Origin of the sequence: Mesorhizobium sp. CA16, from assembly GCF_020165175.1 — a bacterium.
GTDB lineage: Bacteria > Pseudomonadota > Alphaproteobacteria > Rhizobiales > Rhizobiaceae > Mesorhizobium.
Genome location: NZ_JAIUHP010000016.1, coordinates 66,739 through 87,065, shown reverse-complemented (window position 1 = coordinate 87,065; position 20,327 = coordinate 66,739). Strand labels below are relative to the sequence as shown.

Here is a 20,327-nt window from a genome sequence, read left to right as displayed (position 1 = left end):
TGGAGATCAATTATGCGTAGATGGAAAATCGCTTTGGGAACGGCCGTCGCGCTCGGCGCGATCTCGGTGGCCAGCGTGCACTTTCTCGACATGGGCAATTTGAGCGGCGGCGCAGCGGGTGCTGCGCCAGCGCCGGCGGCCTTCGTAATGCCGGTGCCGGTGGTGAATGTCGTGAAGAAGACGCTGCCGATCTATCTCGACTACGCCGCGCGGGTGGAGTCGATCCGCAGCATCACGCTGCAGGCGCGCGTGCCGGGCTATCTGCAGGAGCAGACGGTTGCCGACGGCAGCGACGTCAAGCAGGGCGACCTGCTCTACCGTATCGCGCCCGACGACTATCAGGCCGCGCTGGAGCAGGCGAAGGCGCAGGTGCAGCGCGATAGCGCGACGCTCGAATATGCAAAATCCAATCTCGGCCGCGGCACCGACCTCGCCAAGGCCGGCTATCTCGACAAGGACAGCTTCGACCAGCGCACCAGCAATCTGCGCGCGGCCCAGGCCGCCCTTGCCGTCGACCAGGCGGCGGTGCGGACGGCCGAGCTCAACCTCGGCTATGCCGAAATCAAGGCGCCGTTCTCGGGACGCATCGGCCGCAACCAGGCTTCGGTCGGCACGCTGGTCAGCGTCGCCGGCACGGTGCTCAACACGCTGGTGCAGCTCGATCCGATCTACGTGACCTTCAATCCGAGCGAGAGCGATCTGGTGCAGATCGAGCAGGCGAAGGCCGCCGGTCCGATCGCCGTCGACGTGCTGTTGCCCGGCGAGACCCAGCCCAGCCAGAAGGGCGAGCTGACCTTCATCGACAACACGATCGACCATTCGACCGGCACGATCACGGCGCGCGCCACCATCGGCAACGCCAAGTTCACGCTGCTGCCTGGACAGTATGTGCGGGTGCGGCTGCATGTGAAGGAACAGCCCAACACACTGATGGTGCCGCAGGTGGCGCTGGGTTCCAGCCAGCTCGGCAAATACCTCTATGTCATCGGCAAGGGCAACACCGTCGACCAGAAGCTGGTGTCGCTCGGCCCGACCGACGGCGACCTGATTTCCGTAACCTCCGGCATCTCGGAGACCGACCAGGTGATCACGGGCAATTTGCAGAAGATCGGACCCGGAATGCCGGTTTCTCCCTTGCCGCAACCGAAACCGGCCAGCTGATAACCCCCATCAGTTTCCGGTCCGACGGCGCCCTCGATACCCACGTCGAGGGCGCCGTTTACTATTTGGGGTCAGACAATTCCGACCCCGAAAGGAACAGTCTTCTACGGACGGGTCCCTTGTTGGATTGTCGACAACCTGATTGTGTTACAGTCGGTTCATCAGAATATGACCTGACCCGCAACGGACACAAACGTGAAGATCAAGAGCATCAAGGCCTATCATGTCGTGCAGCCCTTCGTGGACGGTCCCTACCGCATGTCCAAGGGGCGGATCGCCGATTGCTTCGACGCGGTGATCGTCGCCATCACCTCGGACAGCGGCGTTACCGGCTGGGGCGAGATGGCGCCGCTTGGCAATTTCTACTCGGCCGCGTTTCCCGCAGGCACACGCGCGGGCGTGCCGGAGATCGCGCCGCATCTCATCGGCCAGGATCCACGCGGCCTTGCCGGCATCGGCCGGCTGATGGACACGGCATTCAAGGGCCACCCCTACATCAAGTCGGCGCTCGACATGGCGTGCTGGGATCTTGCCGCCCGCGCCGCCGGCGTGCCGCTGGTGACCATGCTTGGCGGCCGCGAGAGCGACATGGCGGAGACCTACCGGGTCGTCACCCACGGCACGCTCGATCAGATGGCAGCGCTTGCCAAAAGGATCATCGCCGAAGGCTGCCGGCGCCTGCAGGTCAAGGTCGGCGGCAATGTGCGCGACGACATCGAGCGGGTCTCGGCAGTGGCCGCCGCCGTGCCGAAGGGCACGGTGATCTTCTGCGACGCCAATGCCGGCTGGACGCCTTACCAGGCGCGCCAGTTCGCCGACGCCACGCGCGGCATCGACTACACGTTCGAGCAGCCATGCACGACGATCGAGGAGAACATGTCAGTGCGCCGCATGCTCGACAAGCCGATGGTGCTGGACGAATCCGTCACCTCGCTGGGCGAGATGCTGGAGATCCACCGCCGCGGCGCCGCCGACGGGCTGACGCTGAAGATCTCGCGGCTGGGCGGCGTCACGCAAACCCGTCTGATCCGCGACGTCGCCGTCGATCTCGGCTTCATGGTCACGGTCGAGGACACCGGCGGCGCCGAGATCGACACCGCCGCCATGGCGCATCTGTCGCTGTCGACGCCGCAGGAGCGCCGGCTGCACGCGATCGCCTTCCACGAATGGGTGACGGTGCGTACGGCCAGGAACGCACCGCCGGTGACCGGCAGCCATATGGGCGTACCCGACGGCCCCGGCCTTGGTATCGATGTGGATCCTGGCCTGCTCGGCAAGCCGTTCTTCGAGATCGGCTGAAGATGAAGATCAGGCGGGTCGAGTATGAGAACATTGGCGCCAGCGCGCCGTGCTACTCGGCCGCCACGCCTTTCATCTCGAGATAGCTTTCCATGGAATCGTCCAGCGCCTGCAGCCAGGGCGTATGATGGAGCGGCGACATGGTGCCGGTCATCAGCGAGCGGTAGGCGTTGTCGCGGAAGGTCATGATGTTTTCCATCTTGTGGTGCTCCCACTCCATGAAGGTGCGGTTGACCGCCTCGACGTCGAAGCCCGGATAGTCGGTCTGGTCCATCAGCTCCTTGGTGTAGTCGCCCTGGAACCAGATCATCTGCTCGGCGTCCTCCAGCGTCTCCTCGCGCGCCCGCCACTTGGCGCCGTGCTCGGCCATCGCTTCGGCGGATGGCAGCTTTATGCGACCTAACATCACGTCGCGCGCATACCAGGCCTGCGCGTCGAACATGTTGAAGGTGTAGAACTGGTCCTGCATGCCGATGTAGAAAAGCTTCGGGTTCTTCTCCCAGACGACGCCTTCATAGAGATCGAGCGGCCACATCCGGTTGGCGGTCTTGAGCTTGAGGTCGTCGGTGAGGAAGGGGAAGGAATGCAGATAGCCGGTGCAAAGGATGATGGCATCGACGTCCTTGGTCGTGCCGTCCTTGAAATGCGCAGTCTTGCCGACGACCTTCTGCAGCAGCGGCACCTCTTTCCAGTTCTCCGGCCATTTGAAGCCCATCGGCTTGGAGCGGTAGCTGGAGGTGATCGATTTGGCGCCGTATTTGTAGCATTGCGAACCGATGTCCTCGGCCGAATAGGAGCGGCCGATGATCAAGATGTCCTTGCCCTTGAATTCCATGGCGTCGCGGAAATCGTGGCTGTGCAGGATGCGGCCGTTGAAGGTGGGGAAACCTTCGAAGAAAGGCACGTTGGGCACCGAGAAATGGCCTGAAGCGACCACGACGTTGTCGAATTCCTCCGAGTAGGTCACGTCGTTGGTGCGATCATGCGCGGTGACGGTGAACTTCTTGGTCTCGTCGGAATAGGTCACCATGCGCACCGGGCTGTTGAAGCGCACCCATTCGCGCAGGCCGGATTTCTCGACGCGGCCCTTGATGTAGTCCCACAGCACGGCCCGCGGCGGATAGGAAGCGATCGGCCGGCCAAAATGTTCCTCGAAGGTGTAGTCGGCGAATTCGAGGCATTCCTTTGGGCCGTTCGACCAGAGATAGCGGTACATCGAGCCGTGCACCGGGTCGCCATGCTCGTCGAGGCCGGTGCGCCAGGTGTAGTTCCATAGGCCTCCCCAGTCGCTCTGCTTCTCGAAGCAGACGATTTCCGGGATCTCGGCGCCCTTGTCGGCGGCCGACTTGAAGGCCCTTAGCTGGGCCAGGCCTGACGGTCCGGCTCCGATGACGGCGACACGAGATTTCATTGCGGGCCTCCTCCTTTTGATTTCGACTTTTTTCTTGACGCAATTCCGGGCGGAAAACCGTTCGACACTTTTCCTGGAATTGCTCCCACGAAACAAATTTCACTGACAGTGACAGTAATTGGGTCTTTGGTGCTGTCAACAAACATCTGCGGCGGCGGCGTTTGCGTGAAACGGTTTTTGCGCACAAAGGCGGCGGCGTCACGTTGAAGCAGGCGCGCCCTGCAACCGCCAGCGGCTTGCTGTCGCGGTTGCGCTCTTGTATCGCCACCGAATATGTTCACCTTGAGTGAAATAAATCCGCGAGAGTCGGGGGCGACATGGCGAACAAGAATTCCGGCACCGATGCGGCAGCGAAGGGCAAGGCACCGCTAAAGCGCGTTTCGGCGGCCGGGCGCACGATACGCGCGCCGTTGACGCAAAATCCGCACGCCATCCGCGACACGCGCGAGAAAGTGCTGGAAGTGGCGATCGGCCATGAGGTGCGGGCGTTCCGCAAGAAGCTCGGCATCACCGTCGCCGATCTCGCCACCGCCACCGACATTTCGCTCGGCATGCTGTCGAAGATCGAAAACGGCATCACCTCGCCGTCGCTGACGACATTGCAGGCGCTGTCGCGAGCGCTGGGCGTTCCGGTGACCGCCTTCTTCCGGCGCTTCGAGGAAGAGCACAGCGCCGTCTTCGTCAAGGCTGGCGAAGGCGTCGATGTCGAGCGCCGCGGCACCCGCGCCGGCCATCAATACAACCTGCTCGGACATATCGGCGCCAACACCAGCGGCGTCGTCGTCGAGCCCTATCTGATCACGCTGACCGAGAATTCGGACGTGTTTCCGACTTTCCAGCATGCGGGCATGGAGTTCCTCTACATGCTCGAAGGCGAGGTCGTTTACCGGCACGGCAACAACCTCTATCCAATGAAACCGGGCGACAGCCTGTTCTTCGACGCCGACGCGCCGCACGGCCCGGAAGAGTTGACGCGGCTGCCGATGCGCTATCTGTCGATCATCTGCTATCCGCAAAACAGCGCGGGGTGAGACGTTCTGGTTCCTCGCCCCACGAAAGTGGGGAGAGGTGGCTCGGCGAAGCCGAGACGGAGAGGGGAGCGCCCTACGAAGGCCCCCTCTCCGTCCGCTTCGCGGCCACCTCTCCCCCGCCTTTGGCAGGGGCGAGGAACTCGCGCTTCGACGCTGGCACAATCGTGTCGCATTGGTCAGCAGCGGAGACGCGTGGTAAAAGCCGGCGCAAAAGAGAGTTTCGGCGATGAACAAATTCACTCCCGCAAAGCCCGCCGGCGCGCGCAGCGTCGATGAGATCACCGGCAGCCGGCGGCTGCGGCGCATGCGCAAGGCCGACTGGTCGCGACGGCTGGTACAGGAGAACCAGCTTTCGGTGAACGACCTGATCTGGCCGATCTTCGTCATCGACGGCAAGAACACGCGCGAGCCGATCGCCGCGATGCCGGACGTCTATCGCCTGTCCATCGACCTCGCGGTGAAGGAAGCCGAGCGCGCGGCCAAGCTGGGCATCCCGGCCATCGCCACCTTCCCCAATGTCGAGCTTGCGCTGCGCGATCAGACCGGATCGCACATCCTCGACCCCGACAATGTCATCAACCGCGCCACGCGCGCCATCAAGGACGCGGTGCCGGAGATCGGCATCATCACCGATGCCGCGCTCGACCCGTTCACCAGCCACGGCCATGACGGCATCCTGCGCGACGGCATCATCGTCAATGACGAGACGGTGGAGCAGGTCGCCGCGGCTGCCGTCATTCAGGCCGCCTCGGGCGCCGACATCATCGCTCCGTCCGACATGATGGACGGCCGCATCGGCGCCATCCGCGACGCGCTCGACGCCAACGGTTTCCAGGACGTGGCGATCATGTCCTACGCGACGAAGTTCGCCTCGGCCTTCTACGGACCCTATCGCGAGGCGGTCGGCACCGCCGGCCTGCTCAAGGGCGACAAGAAGACCTACTATATCGACCATGCCAATTCCGACGAGGCCGTGCGCGAGGCCGAGCAGGACCTCGCCGAGGGCGCCGACATGCTGATGGTCAAGCCCGGCCTGCCCTATCTCGACATCATCCGCCGGCTGAAGGACGAGCTGCGGATGCCGACCTTCGCCTATCAGGTGTCGGGCGAATATTCGATGATCAAGGCAGCGGCCGCCAATGGCTGGATCGACGGCGAAAAGGCGATGCTGGAATCGCTGCTTGCGCTGAAGCGGGCGGGCTGTGACGGCGTGCTCACCTATTTCGCGCCGGTGGTGGCGGAGATGCTGAGGGGCTAGCCTCGAACGCCCGCTCCGTTTTCGTGCGGGTAAGCCGCATGATTGGCCGTTCCCTCGTTGGAGACGGCACGCGGACGAAACCCACGCGCTCGAAGGTCGAGACATAGCCGGTGCTTGACGCACTGGGCGACAGCTCCGCGTCTATCGGATAGGCCTCCACGGCTGGCGCGCCGCTCTTGAAGGCAAGCGCCACCGCACCCTCGATCAATGCGGTGGCGATCCCCCGCCTGCGATAGCCGATGCGAATATAGAGACAAGACAGCGACCATACCGGCACATCGTCGCCAGCCCTCAGCCGCCAGACCCTGCCCAGATGCGGCAAGGCACTGCGCGGCGTTATCTGACACCAGCCGACGGCCTTTTCCCTTTCGAACGCAAGCAAACCTGGCGGCGGTCCTCTTTGCACCACCGTCTTGAACGCCGACCGGTTGCGATCAGCCGGTTGCATGCGGTAGCCGGCGCCGATGCGCCAGTACATGCACCAGCATCCCGCCGTCGCGCCCTTTTCGCCGAACAGGTCCTCGAGCGCGGGCCACAACTGCGGTGTGAGCACCCGTATGGCAAGCTTCTGATCCTGGGGTCGAGCGGTCATCGCGCAGGCATAACGTTACCCTGACCGGAGAAACGCTGTCACAGATCGCCTCGAGGAACAACCGGGCCGGTAGGATGGCCGATCTGAAAGTCGTCAGCCCGCTGGAATAAACTGCTTGCAATACGCAATCAGTTAAGCTATCCCAAAGACTGATTTCGAATTACAACTGGTTTAGGAGGCAGCCATGTCCAAGTTGCGTGTCAACGCTTTCACCTTGTCGCTCGACGGTTACGGCGCCGGTCCCGACCAAAGCCTCGACACGCCGCTGGGCGTCGGTGGCGAAAATCTGCACAAATGGATGATCAAGACCCGCTCTTTCCACCAGATGATCGGCAAAGATAGCGGGACCACGGATACCGACAACGATTTTGCGGTCCGCAGCTTCGAGAATATCGGCGCGTGGATCCTCGGCCGCAACATGTTCGCGCCGAGCCGCGGCGAATGGCCGGACGACAAATGGAAAGGCTGGTGGGGCGACAACCCGCCCTATCATGTGCCGACTTTCGTGCTGACGCACTACAAACGCGCACCGATCGAGATGGAAGGCGGCACGACCTTTTACTTCGTTACTGACGGCATTCATTCGGCGCTCGAACAGGCGAAGGCAGCGGCCGGCGGCAAGGATGTGCGGGTCGGCGGCGGCGTCTCGACCGTTCGGCAGTATCTGCAGGAGAGCTTGATCGACGAGATGCATCTGGCCATCTCGCCTGTCCTGCTCGGCTCAGGGGAGCATCTGTTCGCCGGGCTCGACATGCTGAAGCTGGGGTATCAGTGCACGGAACAGGTTGCCACGGCGGATGCCACGCATGTGATGATCGGGCGGGCGTAGGCCAGGCTTCTCCTTCTCCCCTTGTGGGAGAAGGTGGCCTCGCGAAGCGAGGTCGGATGAGGGGTGCTCCAGCTTGGCGACGAGCTGGAAATCGTCACCGCCTCATTTCTTCCAACACCCCTCATCCGTCTCGGCGCTGCGCGCCGATCCACCTTCTCCCACAAGGGGAGAAGGAGGGCGCCTCAATACTTCTCCGGCACGTAGAGTTCGCGCGGCAGGACCTGGCGCTCATATTCTGGATTGAAGACGCGCTCCGGCAGCGTGATTTCCTCGTGTGGAACCTCCTCATAGGGCATCTGCTGCAACAGATGGTCGATGCAGTTCAGCCGTGCCCGCTTCTTGTCGTTGCCCTCGACGATGAACCAGGGCGCTTCCGGAATGTTGGTGCGGGCGAAGGTCTCTTCCTTGGCCTTGGTGTATTGCTCCCAGCGCACACGCGACTGCAGGTCCATGGGCGAGAGCTTCCACTGCTTCATCGGATCGTGGATGCGCATCAGGAAGCGCATCTGCTGCTCCTCGTCGGTGATCGAGAACCAGTATTTCACCAGGGTGATTCCGGAACGGACCAGCATGCGCTCGAATTCGGGCACGTCGCGGAAGAACTCCTCGACTTGGTCCCCATTGGCAAAGCCCATCACCCGCTCGACGCCGGAGCGGTTGTACCAGGAGCGGTCGAACAGCACGATCTCGCCGCCCGCGGGCAGATGCGGCACGTAGCGCTGGAAATACCATTGCGACTTCTCGCGCTCGGTCGGCGCCGGCAATGCCACGACACGGGCGATGCGCGGATTGAGCCGCTGCGTGATGCGCTTGATGACGCCACCCTTGCCGGCGGAATCGCGGCCTTCGAAGACCACCACCAGCTTCTTCTTGTGGTAGGCGACCCAGGACTGCAGCTTGATCAGCTCCGACTGCAGCCTGAGCAGCTCGCGAAAATAGGTCATGCGCTCGATGGAGGGCGGATGCGACTTCTTGTAGATCTTGGCGATCTCGAGCGAGAGCGCCGGCTCGGACAGCTCCAGCTCATAGTCCTCGTCGAGCGTATCCTCGAGCTCGGCCTCCAGCCAGTCCTTGGCTCCGGAATTCGGTTTCAGTTCATTCATCGCGCTGCTCCGTCTGCCTGTCAGCCATCACCGCTTCGGAAGCCCCGGCCGGACACTCCGTAAGCCGACTGAGATACAGAGGCGCAATGACGGTTTTATTGCAATCGCCCGGCAGCTGCATCGACATGGAAGATATGTGATCGACCCCGTATCGATAGCGGGGCGACAAGCGGCGGGAATTGTCCTACAAATCCCTCGCTCTTTCCGGCGCTCGCCACGGCGCTTCTTCAAAACAAATTGCGAGGACCGACATGGAATACCGCACGCTCGGCCGATCCGGCTTGAAAGTCTCGACATTGACGCTTGGCACCATGACCTTCGGCGGCACCGGTCCGTTCGCCGCCGTCGGCAATTCGGATCTTTCGGAAGCCCAACGCATCATCGACACCTGCATCGATGCCGGCATCAACCTCATCGACACCGCAAACGTCTATTCCAATGGGCTGTCGGAAGAGATCATCGGCGAGGCGCTTGGCGGCAAGCGCAAGAACGATGTGCTGATCGCCTCGAAGGCGCGCATGCGTATCGGCACCGGCCCCAATGACGAAGGCCTGTCGCGCCATCACCTGATCCGCGAGTGCGAAAAGAGCCTGAAGCGGCTCAGGACCGACGTCATCGACGTCTATTTCGTCCACCAATGGGATGGGCTCACCCCGGTCGAGGAAACGATCGCGGCGCTCGACACCTTGGTCAATCAGGGCAAGATCCGCTATATCGGCTGCTCCAACTGGTCGGGCTGGCAGGTAATGAAGGCTCTTGCCGTCAGCGACAGCCGCCATCAGGCCCGTTTCATCACTCAGCAGATCCACTACACGCTGGAAGCGCGGGAGGCCGAATACGAATTGCTGCCGATCTCGGTCGACCAGGGCCTCGGCGTGCTCGTCTGGAGCCCGCTGGCCGGCGGACTGCTCTCCGGCAAATACCATCGCGACAGCCCGACCGCGCGCCAGATCGGCGGCTGGACGGAACCGCCGATCCGCGATGAGGATCGCCTGTGGCGCATTGTCGACGTGCTCAACTTCATCGGCAAGGCACGCGGCGTTTCGGGCGCGCAGGTGGCGCTTGCCTGGCTGCTCGGCCGACCGGCCGTAAGCTCGCTGGTGATCGGCGCGCGCAACGAGGCGCAGCTCAAGGACAACCTCGCCGCGGCAAGCCTGTCGCTCACCGAGGACGAACGGCAGCGTCTCGACATCGTCAGCCGGCCGCCGGTGCTTTATCCCTATTGGCACCAGCAGTTCACGGCCAGGGATCGTTTCGGGCCGGCCGACGAGGTGCTCGACCGCTCTCACGCTTAAAACGCTCAGCCGGCGATAAAGCGCCAGACTTCCGCGTCGGGCTTAATCTGCCCGCTCAGCACGAAATATTTGTAGAGGACGAGCAGCGAGATCGCCTGCTCGTCCTGCTCATTGCCGAATCTGCGGCAATAGGCATTGGCGGCGGCGGTTATCCGTCCCGCCTCGTCGGGATGTTTTTCGAAATAGGCCACCTTGTCGAGCAGGTCGGAGAAATCCGGCTGCAGGGGCACATAGTGGACGTTGGGCTCGACCTGGGCTTCGGCGAACCAGGTTTCGTAGGTCGGTTCCGGCATGAGGCAGAGTGAATTGGAGCTCATGATCCATTTCAGGTTCGTCGCGACATCATTGCCTTCGAGCGAGACGATGTAGCGATACTGTCGCTGCTGCTCGATGTTCAGGAACGGCTTGCGGTATCCGTCCGGCGCATCGGCCCTGTGGGAACCCGCATCGCAAATCGGCAGGTCGGCGGCTTTTTCGACGAAGCGGGTGCGAATCGGATTGTTGAGATGACCGCGCCAGACCACCATCGGACGCTTGGCGGCGAAAGACAGGTTGTCGGGCGGCATGTAGAAGTGACGGAACTTGTTCAGCTTCATCAGCACGCCGTTCGCATTGTCGTCGCCGATGGGCCGGTCCTTGACGATCCTCGGGAACTCCGGAACCCCGACAACGTCGCCGAATTCGAAATCGATCAGCAGGCCGGGATCGAAATAGCGCGCGAATTCCTTGAGGTCGTAATAATACATGCTGGAAGAGGACGGCAGCTTGCCGACGGCTACGGCGTCCGGACTGGGCACGAACGGGTGTTCCAGCTTGTTGTAGTAGTTCAGCCGCTCGCGAACCGTCTTGCCCGAAAGCATGGCCTGTTCAAGCCGGCTGGCGAGGCGGTCGCGAAACAGGGACTGCGGTGCGCGGTCGCGCGCGAAATTGCGCGCGTAATAGAACAGCTTTGCGGCGGTTCGAGAGAGTGTGGCCATACGTCCGCGAGTTCAGCAAGTTCCCCTCGTCTCCTACAGCATTCTCCCGGCCATGTTGCAAGCCCGCTAATGCAACCGGCGTTGTGTCGACGCTTTCCCTCAAGCCGCGACCACGGCAAACCCGCGTGCGCGCAAACCGCGCCGGTCGTCATGCAATGAGGTGACCAGCCGATCTCGGCTGCCGGCGATGTGAGCGGAAAGCAGTCGCGCCGCTTCATCGGCATCGGCGCTCCTGACGGCGGCGAGGATGGCATGATGTTCGGCCCAGGCACGGCCGAGCGCCTTCTCATCGCGCACCTCCAGCCAGCGCGCACGCGACAGCCTGGTCATCGCGTCGCGCACCGCCCTGAGCAGAAACTCGTTGCCGGAAAGCCTTGCCAGTTCGATGTGGAAATCCAGGCCGACGCGATGCCACTCCTCGCGCGGCGTCTCAGCATCGCAGGAATCGAGCATCGCCGCGATCACGTCGATGCCGCCACGGTCTTCGAGCGCCGCCGTGAGGCGAACCGCCGCGACTTCGACCGCCTCGCGGTAGACGGCGATCTGCCCGAGTTCGGCAAGGTTGATTGGCGCCACCGTCCAGCCGCGGCCGTCGCGGCCGATCAGCCCTTCCGTCTCCAGGCGCAGCAATGCGGCCCGCACCGGCGTGCGCGACGCGCCGAAGCGGCTCTCGATCCAGCGCTCGGTCAGCCGCTCGCCCGGGCCGATCTCCAAACCGAGGATCATCTCGCGAAGCTGTCTTTCGACATTTTGCATCTGCGACATTTGTCGTCCCGTTTTCCAAGCCGCGTTGACGGCGCTCGCATTTTGACGGATACCAGCTTGGTATCCCAAATTAGTATCCGCAACAACCCCAGCATTGGCACGCATGACATGACGCCCAAGGAACCCGAACAGAGCGGCTTCAACATCCATTGGCGACGCAATCTCGCCGTCTGCTTCGCCGGCTCGTTCAGCACGCTTGTCGCCATGACGCTGCTTCTCCCGTTCCTGCCGCTGTACGTCGAGCAGCTCGGCGCCGAGGGCCACGCGGCGATCGTGCAGTGGTCGGGCATCGCCTATGGCGCGACCTTCTTCGCGGCCGCGCTGGTCGCGCCTTTGTGGGGACGGCTGGGCGACCGCTACGGCCGCAAGCTGATGCTGGTACGCGCTTCGTTCGGCATGGCGATCTGCATGTCGTTGACCGGCATGGTTGAGAGCGTCTGGCAGCTGGTGCTGCTTCGATTGCTGATCGGTTTTGCCGGCGGTTATTCATCGGGTTCAACGATCCTGGTGGCGATGCAGACGCCCAAGGAGCGCTCCGGCTGGGCGCTGGGCGTGCTGGCGGCGGGCATCACGGCGGGCTCGCTGGTCGGACCGCTGCTGGGCGGCCTGCTGCCGCCGCTGATCGGCATCCGCGCGACCTTCCTGCTGTCCGGCGCCGTCATTTTCCTGGCCTTCCTGGCGACGACTTTCCTGATCAAGGAGAACCCGCCGGCGCCCAAGCCCGCCTCGACGACGAAGCCGAAAAGCGGCTGGTCGCAGATCCCCGACAAGCGGCCGATCGTCGCCATGCTGGCCACCGGCATGCTGCTCGCCTTCGCCACCATGTCGATCGAGCCGATCATCACCGTCTATGTGCAGCAGCTCGTCGAGGACCAGAGCAAGGTGACCATGGTCGCAGGCGTCGTCATGTCCGCGGCGGCGCTGGGTACCATCCTGTCCTCGTCCTGGTTGGGAAAACTCGCCGACCGCGTCGGCCACTGGAACGTCGTGGTCGGTGCGCTGGCGGTCTCGGCATTGCTGCTCATTCCGCAAGCCTACGTCACCAATGGCTGGCAATTGATCGGCCTGCGCTTCCTGATGGGCCTGGCGCTGGGCGGACTGTTGCCCTGCATCACCAGCGTCATCCGCCACAATATCCCTGATGGGGTCGGCGGCAATGTGCTTGGCCTGGCGATCTCGGCGCAATATGTCGGCCAGGTCGCGGGACCGCTGTCCGGCGGCTTCGTCGGCGGGCATTTCGGTATGCGCTCGGTGTTTCTGGGCACAGCGGTGCTGATGGCGCTCGGTGCTGCCTATAACTGGATTGTCCAGTCGCGCCGGGCGCGGCATATGCTGCTCGAAGCTGGCGAATCCTAAACCGGCGCCTCCACCTCAACCGCAGCATGGAGATCCAGGATGAGCATTGCCGGGCAGGCATCAGATGGCGGGAGCCGCATCCTCGTGCTGGCAGCCGGCCTCGTCGGCGCGGCCGGCGTAGTGCTGTCGGCGACGGCGGCGCATCGCGGTGGCGCCTTCACCGGCACGGCGGCCAATTTCCTGCTGATGCATGCGTCGGCATTCCTTGCCATCGGCCTTGCCGGCGGCAATCGCTGCCTCAGAATCGCCAGCCTCGTCCTGCTCGCGGGCCTGCTTCTGTTCTGCGGCGATCTGCTCGCCCGCGACTTTCTCGGCTCGCGGCTGTTCCCGATGTCGGCGCCGATCGGCGGTACACTTTTGATCGCCGGCTGGGTAGCGATCGCCGTCTCGGCGCTGTGGCGTCCTCGGCCGTAGGTATTTCCGGCGAGCGTTTTTAATCGGCGCGCCGCTTGTGCTTGCGCGCAGGCAGGTCGTTGGCGCGGCGCCGCTCGGGCTGCTCGGTTCCGCGCGTGATGCCCCAATAGTTGCGGTAGATGTCCTGAAAAAGATGACCAATCGGATGCATGACTGCTTCTCCTCAAGTTGAATCGATCCAATGCGTGGACACGAAAAATGGCCACGGTTCAGCCGCGCTTGCGCTCCACGAGGAAGCGCAGTTCGCGGCGCCAGGGACCCACTCTGCCGCGCCGCTTCTGGCTAATGGCCGCCGAGGCGATGCCCCAGTCGTTGCCGTAGATGTCCTCGAACAAGTAACTCACCGGATGCATGGCACCCTCCTGTTGAAACCGCTCCGTCAAAAAGCGAGCGGACTTGGATCGATTCAAATCATAGGCCTCAATCACGCGAAGTCAAGCAGGATTTGAATCGATCCAACAAAAATGTTAGATGACCAGCAGCAATTCAGCGGTCATGTTCTTCCCGTGACCGGATTCGGAGGAACGACATGGCATCACTCCTCGAAGGCCAGGCAAGACCGATCAGGCTGGCCGACATCGCCAAGGCCGCCGGCGTCTCGCATGGCACGGCCTCAAATGTTTTCAGCCGTCCCGAGATCGTGCGCGCCGAAGTGCGCGAGCGGGTCAAGGCGGTGGCGGAGCAGATGGGTTATGCCGGTCCAGACCCGAAAGGCCGCCTGCTGCGCGCCGGCAAGGTCAACGCCATCGGCGTCGCCACCACCGAGCCGCTCTCCTACTTCTTCGACGATCCGTTCGCCCGCGTGATGATGGCCGGCATTTCCGAAGCCTGCGATGCCACCGGCGCGGGCATCGCGCTGGTCTCGGCCGCCAATCAGGAAAAGCTGGCCTGGAACATTCAGAGCGCGCTTGTCGATGGTTTTGTACTGTTCTGCATCGAAGGCGGCTCGCGTCTTGTCGACCTGACGCGCGAGCGCAGGTTGCCCTTCGTTGCGCTGGAGCTCGGCTTCCAGGACGAGACCGTATCGGCCATCGGCGTCGACAATGTCGCCGGCGCCAGGCTCGCCGCGCGCCATCTCGCCGAGCTTGGCCATCGCCGTTTCGCCGTCCTGTCGCTGGGCTTTGCCGACAACCGAACCGGCTTCGTAACGCCGGAAGCGGTGCGCAGCGCGGTCTACACCGGAACGCGCGATCGCCTTGCGGGCTATTTCGAGGAGCTTTCCCGCTTCGGCATCGATACGGCGAAAATCCCGGTCTATGAGACCGAGAACGAGGAAAAAAGCACCAGGGCCGGCCTCGAGGCGATCTTCGCCAGCGGCGAACCGCCGACCGCCATCCTGGCGATGTCGGACCGCATGGCGCTGATCGCCATCGACTGGCTGAGAGCAAGGGGGCTCGACGTTCCCGGCGATGTCTCCATTGTCGGCTTTGACGGCGTGCCGGACGGCGCGCTGTCCACGCCGCCACTGACCACCATCGCCCAGCCGATCACCGAGATCGGCCGCCGCGCCGCGCGCATGATTCTCGACCATGATGGCGCGGTGCGGCGCGAGACGATGGGCGTCGAGTTCGTCGTCAGAGGTTCGACCGGGCCGGCACCGAAAGCCTGAGCGGGCTCAGGCAATTCGGATAGATCGCAGGCATTTCCTCGCCCTGCGGCTAGTAGCCGCCCGCCCGCGCCGGCAGCGGCTGCACGCCGAATGTCGCACGCGCAGGCTCCTCGCGCACCGGCTTGGCGCGGGATGGGCCGAGGCTGGCAAGCCATTCGAGGTAGAGCGCGAGCGCGAGCTGCATGGCGATGCCTGCCGCGATCAGCAGCGTGTCGTAGGCCGGGCCGCCCGGGTTGATCAGCTTCAGCACCTGCGCCGCCATGGCAAGCAGCGTGCCGGCGATGAAAACCGGCAGCGAGCGCTTGCCCAGGATCGCGAGCGGATTGTCGGGCCGGACGCGGAAGAGGTTGGAGACCGTCGGCAGCGCGACGATCAGATAGCTGACCGCAAGAATGTGCAAGAGCCGCGGCAGCGACAGGAAGGTCTTGTCGAAGCCGCCGATCACCACCGGCAGGTTGAACCATGTGATCTGACCCCAGAGCGGAGTGTGCACCCAGATCGCCGCGCCGACCACATAGATGCCGGCGACACCCAGCAGCCACGGATTGACCAGGATGCGCCCGCCGCGCTTCACATGCAGCATGGCGGCAAGGCCGATGTTGAAAAGGAATTGCCAGGACAGCGGATTGAGGAACCAGAGGCCGGGCTCCGGATAGTTCGGCGGCGCGATCTGCCAGATGCCGGCGACGAGCCACAGCAAGCCGGACGCGATCAGCGCCGGCACGGGCCGATAGCTGACGAACAGCACGAAAGCAGGCGCCGCCAGAAGCAGCGCCGCATAGACCGGCAAGATGTTGTTGTAGCCGAGCTGGTGGCCGAGCGTGACGATGCCGAGCAGCGCCTGCGGCGTGTTGCGCATCAAGGGTTCTATGTTGATCATCGCCAGCATTTCCGGCCGGTGCGCGAACAGCGCGGCGGCGCTAAACAGCGCGATCACCACCATCGTGATGACGATGTGGGAGATGTAGAGCACCCCGGCGCGCCGCCACATCTTCAAGGTCGCGAGCAACCGGCCGCCCGGCTTGAACTTCGTGCCGTAAGCCAGCGCCACCGAGATGCCGGAAATCAGCACGAAGGCTTCCGCCGCGTCGGAAAAGCCGAAATTCTTATAGGTCCAGTTCTCGAAGACGGTGCCAGGCACATGGTCGACGAAAATGGTGAGCAGCGCGAGCGCGCGCAGCACGTCGATACGCGTGTCACGATCGTTGATACGTGTGTCACGATCATTGATGCGCGTATCGCGCTCTCCGACACGCTTATCGCGGTCGTTGGGAACAGGGGTGGTCATCGACAAAAGGCCTCAAAGCTGGTTGTTCATAGCCAGCAAATGCGACCCCCGGGGCGCACCGCTTCGATTCCTCCCACGGGGGAGTGTATCGGCGGAAAAACGGCCCGAATTGCGCCTGGTTCAATCAACTTTCGCGGAGCGCGAAAATATTCCGTTTTGAAGCCGGCAAATCAACGAATCTCTCATGGAATCAAATGGATATGAGCGCTTCCGAATATAGCGATAAAAACAGTATCCTGCGCCGGGACCTCGCCTTTCCTTACCGTCTGCTGAGGCCGGCGAACGCAAGCGGCGAGTGCCTGTTCGTGCTGCACGGGTCAGGTGTCGACGAGACGACGATGCTGCCGCTGGCAAGGCAGATCGCGCCGCGTTCGGTGATCGTCGCGGCGCGCGGCCGCATTCCACAGGAGGACGGATTTCGCTGGTTCGAGCGAATCACGCCGACCAGTTTCGAGCAGGTCTCCATCCATGCCGAGACGGCCGCCTATGCCCAGTTCGTGACGGAGGTCGCGGAGGTGCAGCGGCTCGACCTGCAACGCGCGACCTTCCTTGGCTATTCGAACGGCGCCAATGTCGTCTCCAGCCTGATGCTGCTCCATCCCGGCATTGTCAGACAGGCAGCGCTGTTGAGGGCGATGCCGGTGCTCGACATCTCCCCGATGGCCAACCTCGGCGGCAGCCGCGTGTTGATCATTGCCGGGGCGGCCGACCAGACCTATGGCCCTTTCGCCTCTGCCCTGGTGACACTGTTCAGCGAACGCCAAGCCGAGGTCGACGCGCGCATCGTCGCCTCGGGCCACGAGTTTGGCGATGCGGACGCCGCGATCCTGCGGCAGTGGCTGGCAGCGCCTGTCGCGGTCGCCTGACTGGGCCAGGCGGGGCCCGGTGCGGCCATCAACGATCGAGACCATCGCGGCATGTTATAGGAACATCGTCCAGACACGCGTTGAGGGGCTGCTCGACCGGCCTCGCCCGATCCCCTCACCCATGTCCCATCCGGTTCCAGGCGTCCAGGCCGGCGATCTTGTAGGCCTCGGCCAGCGTCGGGTAGTTGAAGGTGTTGTTGACGAAGAAGTCGACCGTGCCACCGAGATTGATCACGGCTTGGCCGATATGGATGAGCTCGGTGGCGCCCTCGCCGACGATGTGGGCGCCGAGCAGGCGGCGCGTCTCGACCGAGAACAACAGCTTCAGGAACCCGCTGCTGACGCCCATGATGTGGCCGCGCGAGGTTTCGCGGAAGCGCGCCAGGCCGACCTCATAGGCTGCGCCGCTGTCGCGCACCTGCTCTTCCGACAGGCCGACCGTCGAAATCTCGGGCACGGCGTAGATGCCATAAGGAAAGCTCTCCGGCGGCGGCGGCAGGTGAACCCCGAAGGCGTGGCAAGCCGCCACTCGCCCCTGCTCCATCGACGTCGAAGCCAGGCTCGGGAAGCCGATAACGTCGCCCGACGCGTAGATGTTCGGCACGCTGGTCTGGAAAGTCTGCGGATCGACCTTGATGCGGCCGCGGGCGTCGGCCTCGATGCCGACCGTGTCGAGGCCGAGGCTGGCGACATTGCCGGTGCGACCGGCGGCGTAAAGCACCATCTCGGAGCGGATGGTGCGGCCGTCCGCCAATGTCACCTCGGCATGGTCGGGTTTCGAGGCGATCTCCTTCACCGTGCTGCCGAGGCGGATGGTCATGCCGCGGTCGCGCATCTGGTGGATGAAGTCGTCGACGATTTCGCGATCGATGAAGTCGAGGATGGTGTTGCGCGGTTCGACCAGTGTCACCGGCACGTCGAGAGCGGAAAAGATGGTGGCGTATTCGACGCCGATGACGCCGGCGCCGATCACCGTCAGCGTGCGCGGCAGATGATGGAGCTCCAGCATCTCGTCGCTGTCGAAGACGCGCTTCTTGTCAAAGGGCACGTCGGCCGGGCGGTGCGGCCTGGTGCCGACGGCGATCAGCGCGTTGGCGAATCCGACTTCGCTGTAGTCGCCATTATCGGCGGTCAGGCTGACCTTGTTCGGCGTGAGGAACTTCGCCGCGGCGCGCGCGCTCTTCACCGTGTTGCGCATGAACTGGTGCTGCAGCACCTCGACCTCATGGTCGAGCGTCTTGTGCAGCCGGTCGACCAGATCCGAGATCGAAATGTCCTGCTTGACCCGGTAGCCGCGTCCGTAGAAGCCGCGTTCGCGCCAGCCCGAGAGGTTGAGCACCGTCTCGCGCAGCGTCTTCGACGGGATGGTTCCGGTATGCACCGAGACGCCGCCAAGGCGCCGGCCCCTGTCGACCACCAGCACCGACTTGCCAAGCTTGGCCGATTGCACCGCGGCGCGGCGCCCCGAAGGGCCGCTGCCGATGACAAGCATGTCGTAGTCCATGTCCCGTCCCCTTTGTGCGCCGCAGCAAGCTAGACCGGGAAGAATGTCATGTTCAACAGGCAACACCATTCCCTCGGCGGGCGAATCCGCCGATGCAACCAAAAGCATGAGAAACCTTAACCGGACGGCAAGGCTTGCGTGCAATGGTCCATGTCGAGGGGACCACCGGGGTAACAGAGTTGGCGATTTCCAAAAGCGATGCGCTGCCTGGCGCAGAGACCGGTTTCTGGTCCGGCCTTCAGAGCAGCGCGGTTCTCGCCGACCTGCGCGAGGGCCTGTTCCGTTTCATCGCGCTGGTGGTCGCCGCGGTCTTCGTCTATCGCGGTGCGCGTCACCTCGTCATCGATCCGGGCCGGCTGAACATCCTGCTGCTCATGATCTCCGACGTTCTGACCTTTACCTGGCTGCTGCTGGCGCGCCGGCCGATTGTCCGCGACTGGAGCCCTTTCACGGTATTCATCTCGGTGACGGCTGCTTTCGGTTCGGGTTTCGTATCGTTCCAGGATGGAATCGCCGTCATCCCGCTCTATATCGCGGCGCCGCTGCAATTCCTGGCGCTGTGGCTGGTGATCTGGGGTAAGATGTCGCTTGGCCGCTCCTTCGCCATCCTGCCGGCCAACCGCGGCGTCGTCACCGGCGGCGCCTATCGGTTCGTGCGGCACCCAATCTATGCCGGCTATCTGGCAGGGCACATCCTGTTCCTGCTTTCGAGCTTCTCGCTCTACAATTTCGCCGTCTACGCGATCATTACCCTGTTCCAGATCCATCGCATCCTGCGCGAGGAGCGCATCCTGGCGCTGACCGAGGAGTATCGCGACTATCTCGGGCGGGTTCGCTACAGGCTCTGTCCCGGCATCTTCTGACGTCGCGCCCGACGGTGGCGGGCACGTTCCTTGAATTCCAGGCCGCCCTCACCATTTGAAAAGGCGGCAGGCATTCCCATGGGGATGCTGCGATCGAGGAACGGATATGAACGCACGCGTATTGGACGGCGAGATCATCACGACCAGGTTCGAGGACACCCGCGCCTATCGCGGGGTGCGGACAAGGCGCATTTTCGCCTTCCTGCTCGACTATTTCTTCGTCGCGCTGCTGACCATTCCCTTCGCCATTCTGGTCGCCATTCTCGGCCTGTTGACCTTCGGCCTCGGCTGGGCGCTGTTTTCGATACTGGTGCCGATGGTCGCCATACTCTACATCTGGAACACGCTGGGCAGCCGCGACCAAGCGACGACCGGCATGAAGATCATGGGCATCCGCCTGGAGAAGCTCGACGGCAGCCGCATCGACGGCATGACGGCCGTGGTGCACTCGGTGCTGTTCTGGGCCGGCAACGTCATCCTGACGCCGCTGGTGCTCCTGGTCACGCTGTTCTCCGACCGCAAGCGCACGCTGCACGACCTGCTGCTCGGCACCGTAGTAACCCGCACCGATATCTGACGGATTCACGGCCGTGCGCATCAAACCGCCGCGCGCCTGTGCTTAAATATGAACAGGCCAAGGCCATCGCGGCAGCATAATCCTGTTGAATTTTTTGGCGACCGGGCCAAAGGTAGGGCGATTCGCAGG

At 63.4% G+C, this 20,327-nt stretch carries 21 protein-coding genes; 12 read left to right on the top strand and 9 right to left on the bottom strand.

Annotation, left to right across the window (positions count from 1 at the left end):
* The first annotated feature begins 12 nt into the window (after window positions 1-12).
* Both LB525_RS21560 and LB525_RS21555 read left to right on the top strand, forming a co-directional pair.
* Window positions 13-1,161 (top strand): efflux RND transporter periplasmic adaptor subunit, encoded by a 1,149-nt coding sequence (locus LB525_RS21560; RefSeq protein ID WP_224546790.1) that lies wholly within the window; start codon window positions 13-15, stop codon window positions 1,159-1,161.
* 195 nt (window positions 1,162-1,356) lie between these two features.
* Window positions 1,357-2,460: a mandelate racemase/muconate lactonizing enzyme family protein gene (locus LB525_RS21555; RefSeq protein ID WP_224546788.1), complete on the top strand. Its 1,104-nt coding sequence runs from the start codon at window positions 1,357-1,359 to the stop codon at window positions 2,458-2,460.
* Window positions 2,461-2,512: 52 nt separating this feature from the next.
* On the opposite strand, the gene LB525_RS21550 is transcribed toward LB525_RS21555, so the two are convergent.
* Window positions 2,513-3,871 carry an NAD(P)-binding domain-containing protein gene (locus LB525_RS21550; RefSeq protein WP_224546786.1) on the bottom strand — a complete coding sequence of 453 codons (1,359 nt, stop codon included), beginning with the start codon at window positions 3,869-3,871 and terminating at the stop codon, window positions 2,513-2,515.
* A gap of 317 nt (window positions 3,872-4,188) precedes the next feature.
* Between LB525_RS21550 and LB525_RS21545 the strand changes: the two genes are divergently transcribed.
* Window positions 4,189-4,902, top strand: coding sequence for a helix-turn-helix domain-containing protein (locus tag LB525_RS21545; protein ID WP_224546785.1), 714 nt, complete (start codon window positions 4,189-4,191; stop codon window positions 4,900-4,902).
* Window positions 4,903-5,128: 226 nt separating this feature from the next.
* Window positions 5,129-6,160 (top strand): porphobilinogen synthase, encoded by a 1,032-nt coding sequence (gene hemB / locus LB525_RS21540; RefSeq protein WP_140842672.1) that lies wholly within the window; start codon window positions 5,129-5,131, stop codon window positions 6,158-6,160.
* Here the strand turns inward: hemB and LB525_RS21535 are convergent.
* The gene (locus tag LB525_RS21535) at window positions 6,117-6,638 is read right to left on the bottom strand and encodes a GNAT family N-acetyltransferase (RefSeq protein ID WP_224546783.1); all 522 of its coding nucleotides are present in this window, start codon (window positions 6,636-6,638) and stop codon (window positions 6,117-6,119) included. The two genes, hemB and LB525_RS21535, sit on opposite strands and share 44 nt — an antisense overlap.
* A gap of 298 nt (window positions 6,639-6,936) precedes the next feature.
* Between LB525_RS21535 and LB525_RS21530 the strand changes: the two genes are divergently transcribed.
* Entirely contained in the window at window positions 6,937-7,581 is a 645-nt protein-coding gene (locus tag LB525_RS21530; RefSeq protein ID WP_224546780.1) for a dihydrofolate reductase family protein, read from the top strand.
* Window positions 7,582-7,763: 182 nt separating this feature from the next.
* Here LB525_RS21530 and ppk2 read toward each other — a convergent pair whose 3' ends face one another.
* A complete protein-coding gene (gene ppk2, locus LB525_RS21525; RefSeq protein WP_095767696.1) occupies window positions 7,764-8,684 on the bottom strand; it encodes a polyphosphate kinase 2 in 921 nt (306 codons plus the stop codon).
* 251 nt (window positions 8,685-8,935) lie between these two features.
* Here ppk2 and LB525_RS21520 point away from each other — a divergent pair, with 251 nt between their 5' ends.
* Complete coding sequence (locus LB525_RS21520; RefSeq protein WP_224530732.1) at window positions 8,936-9,979, top strand: aldo/keto reductase; 1,044 nt, start codon at window positions 8,936-8,938, stop codon at window positions 9,977-9,979.
* Between the two features lie 5 nt (window positions 9,980-9,984).
* Here the strand turns inward: LB525_RS21520 and LB525_RS21515 are convergent, their stop codons facing one another.
* Both LB525_RS21515 and LB525_RS21510 read right to left on the bottom strand, forming a co-directional pair.
* Window positions 9,985-10,956: a glycosyl transferase family 90 gene (locus LB525_RS21515; protein ID WP_140842664.1), complete on the bottom strand. Its 972-nt coding sequence runs from the start codon at window positions 10,954-10,956 to the stop codon at window positions 9,985-9,987.
* A gap of 99 nt (window positions 10,957-11,055) precedes the next feature.
* Window positions 11,056-11,721, bottom strand: a complete 666-nt coding sequence (locus tag LB525_RS21510) for a GntR family transcriptional regulator (RefSeq protein WP_140842662.1) — start codon at window positions 11,719-11,721, stop codon at window positions 11,056-11,058.
* Window positions 11,722-11,829: 108 nt separating this feature from the next.
* Here LB525_RS21510 and LB525_RS21505 point away from each other — a divergent pair, with 108 nt between their 5' ends.
* Together LB525_RS21505 and LB525_RS21500 are read left to right on the top strand one after the other, a co-directional pair.
* Window positions 11,830-13,077 carry an MFS transporter gene (locus tag LB525_RS21505; protein ID WP_224530798.1) on the top strand — a complete coding sequence of 416 codons (1,248 nt, stop codon included), beginning with the start codon at window positions 11,830-11,832 and terminating at the stop codon, window positions 13,075-13,077.
* A gap of 39 nt (window positions 13,078-13,116) precedes the next feature.
* Window positions 13,117-13,491 (top strand): DUF423 domain-containing protein, encoded by a 375-nt coding sequence (locus tag LB525_RS21500; RefSeq protein WP_224530734.1) that lies wholly within the window; start codon window positions 13,117-13,119, stop codon window positions 13,489-13,491.
* A 19-nt stretch (window positions 13,492-13,510) separates the two neighbouring features.
* Here LB525_RS21500 and LB525_RS28590 read toward each other — a convergent pair whose 3' ends face one another.
* Window positions 13,511-13,642 (bottom strand): hypothetical protein, encoded by a 132-nt coding sequence (locus tag LB525_RS28590; protein WP_263483149.1) that lies wholly within the window; start codon window positions 13,640-13,642, stop codon window positions 13,511-13,513.
* Window positions 13,643-13,700: 58 nt separating this feature from the next.
* Entirely contained in the window at window positions 13,701-13,844 is a 144-nt protein-coding gene (locus tag LB525_RS21495) for a hypothetical protein (RefSeq protein ID WP_224546778.1), read from the bottom strand.
* A 176-nt stretch (window positions 13,845-14,020) separates the two neighbouring features.
* Between LB525_RS21495 and LB525_RS21490 the strand changes: the two genes are divergently transcribed.
* Window positions 14,021-15,100 carry a LacI family DNA-binding transcriptional regulator gene (locus tag LB525_RS21490; protein WP_224546776.1) on the top strand — a complete coding sequence of 360 codons (1,080 nt, stop codon included), beginning with the start codon at window positions 14,021-14,023 and terminating at the stop codon, window positions 15,098-15,100.
* A 49-nt stretch (window positions 15,101-15,149) separates the two neighbouring features.
* Here the strand turns inward: LB525_RS21490 and LB525_RS21485 are convergent, their stop codons facing one another.
* Window positions 15,150-16,388 carry an OpgC family protein gene (locus LB525_RS21485; RefSeq protein ID WP_224546775.1) on the bottom strand — a complete coding sequence of 413 codons (1,239 nt, stop codon included), beginning with the start codon at window positions 16,386-16,388 and terminating at the stop codon, window positions 15,150-15,152.
* Window positions 16,389-16,588: 200 nt separating this feature from the next.
* On the opposite strand from LB525_RS21485, the gene LB525_RS21480 reads away from it, so the two are divergent.
* On the top strand, window positions 16,589-17,254 hold the full coding sequence (locus LB525_RS21480) for an alpha/beta hydrolase (RefSeq protein ID WP_224546765.1): 666 nt from the start codon (window positions 16,589-16,591) through the stop codon (window positions 17,252-17,254).
* Between the two features lie 115 nt (window positions 17,255-17,369).
* Here the strand turns inward: LB525_RS21480 and sthA are convergent, their stop codons facing one another.
* A complete protein-coding gene (gene sthA / locus LB525_RS21475; RefSeq protein WP_224546763.1) occupies window positions 17,370-18,758 on the bottom strand; it encodes a Si-specific NAD(P)(+) transhydrogenase in 1,389 nt (462 codons plus the stop codon).
* A 143-nt stretch (window positions 18,759-18,901) separates the two neighbouring features.
* Between sthA and LB525_RS21470 the strand changes: the two genes are divergently transcribed.
* Both LB525_RS21470 and LB525_RS21465 read left to right on the top strand, forming a co-directional pair.
* Entirely contained in the window at window positions 18,902-19,621 is a 720-nt protein-coding gene (locus LB525_RS21470) for a methyltransferase family protein (protein WP_224547041.1), read from the top strand.
* A gap of 106 nt (window positions 19,622-19,727) precedes the next feature.
* Complete coding sequence (locus tag LB525_RS21465; RefSeq protein ID WP_224546761.1) at window positions 19,728-20,198, top strand: RDD family protein; 471 nt, start codon at window positions 19,728-19,730, stop codon at window positions 20,196-20,198.
* Window positions 20,199-20,327 lie beyond the last annotated feature (129 nt).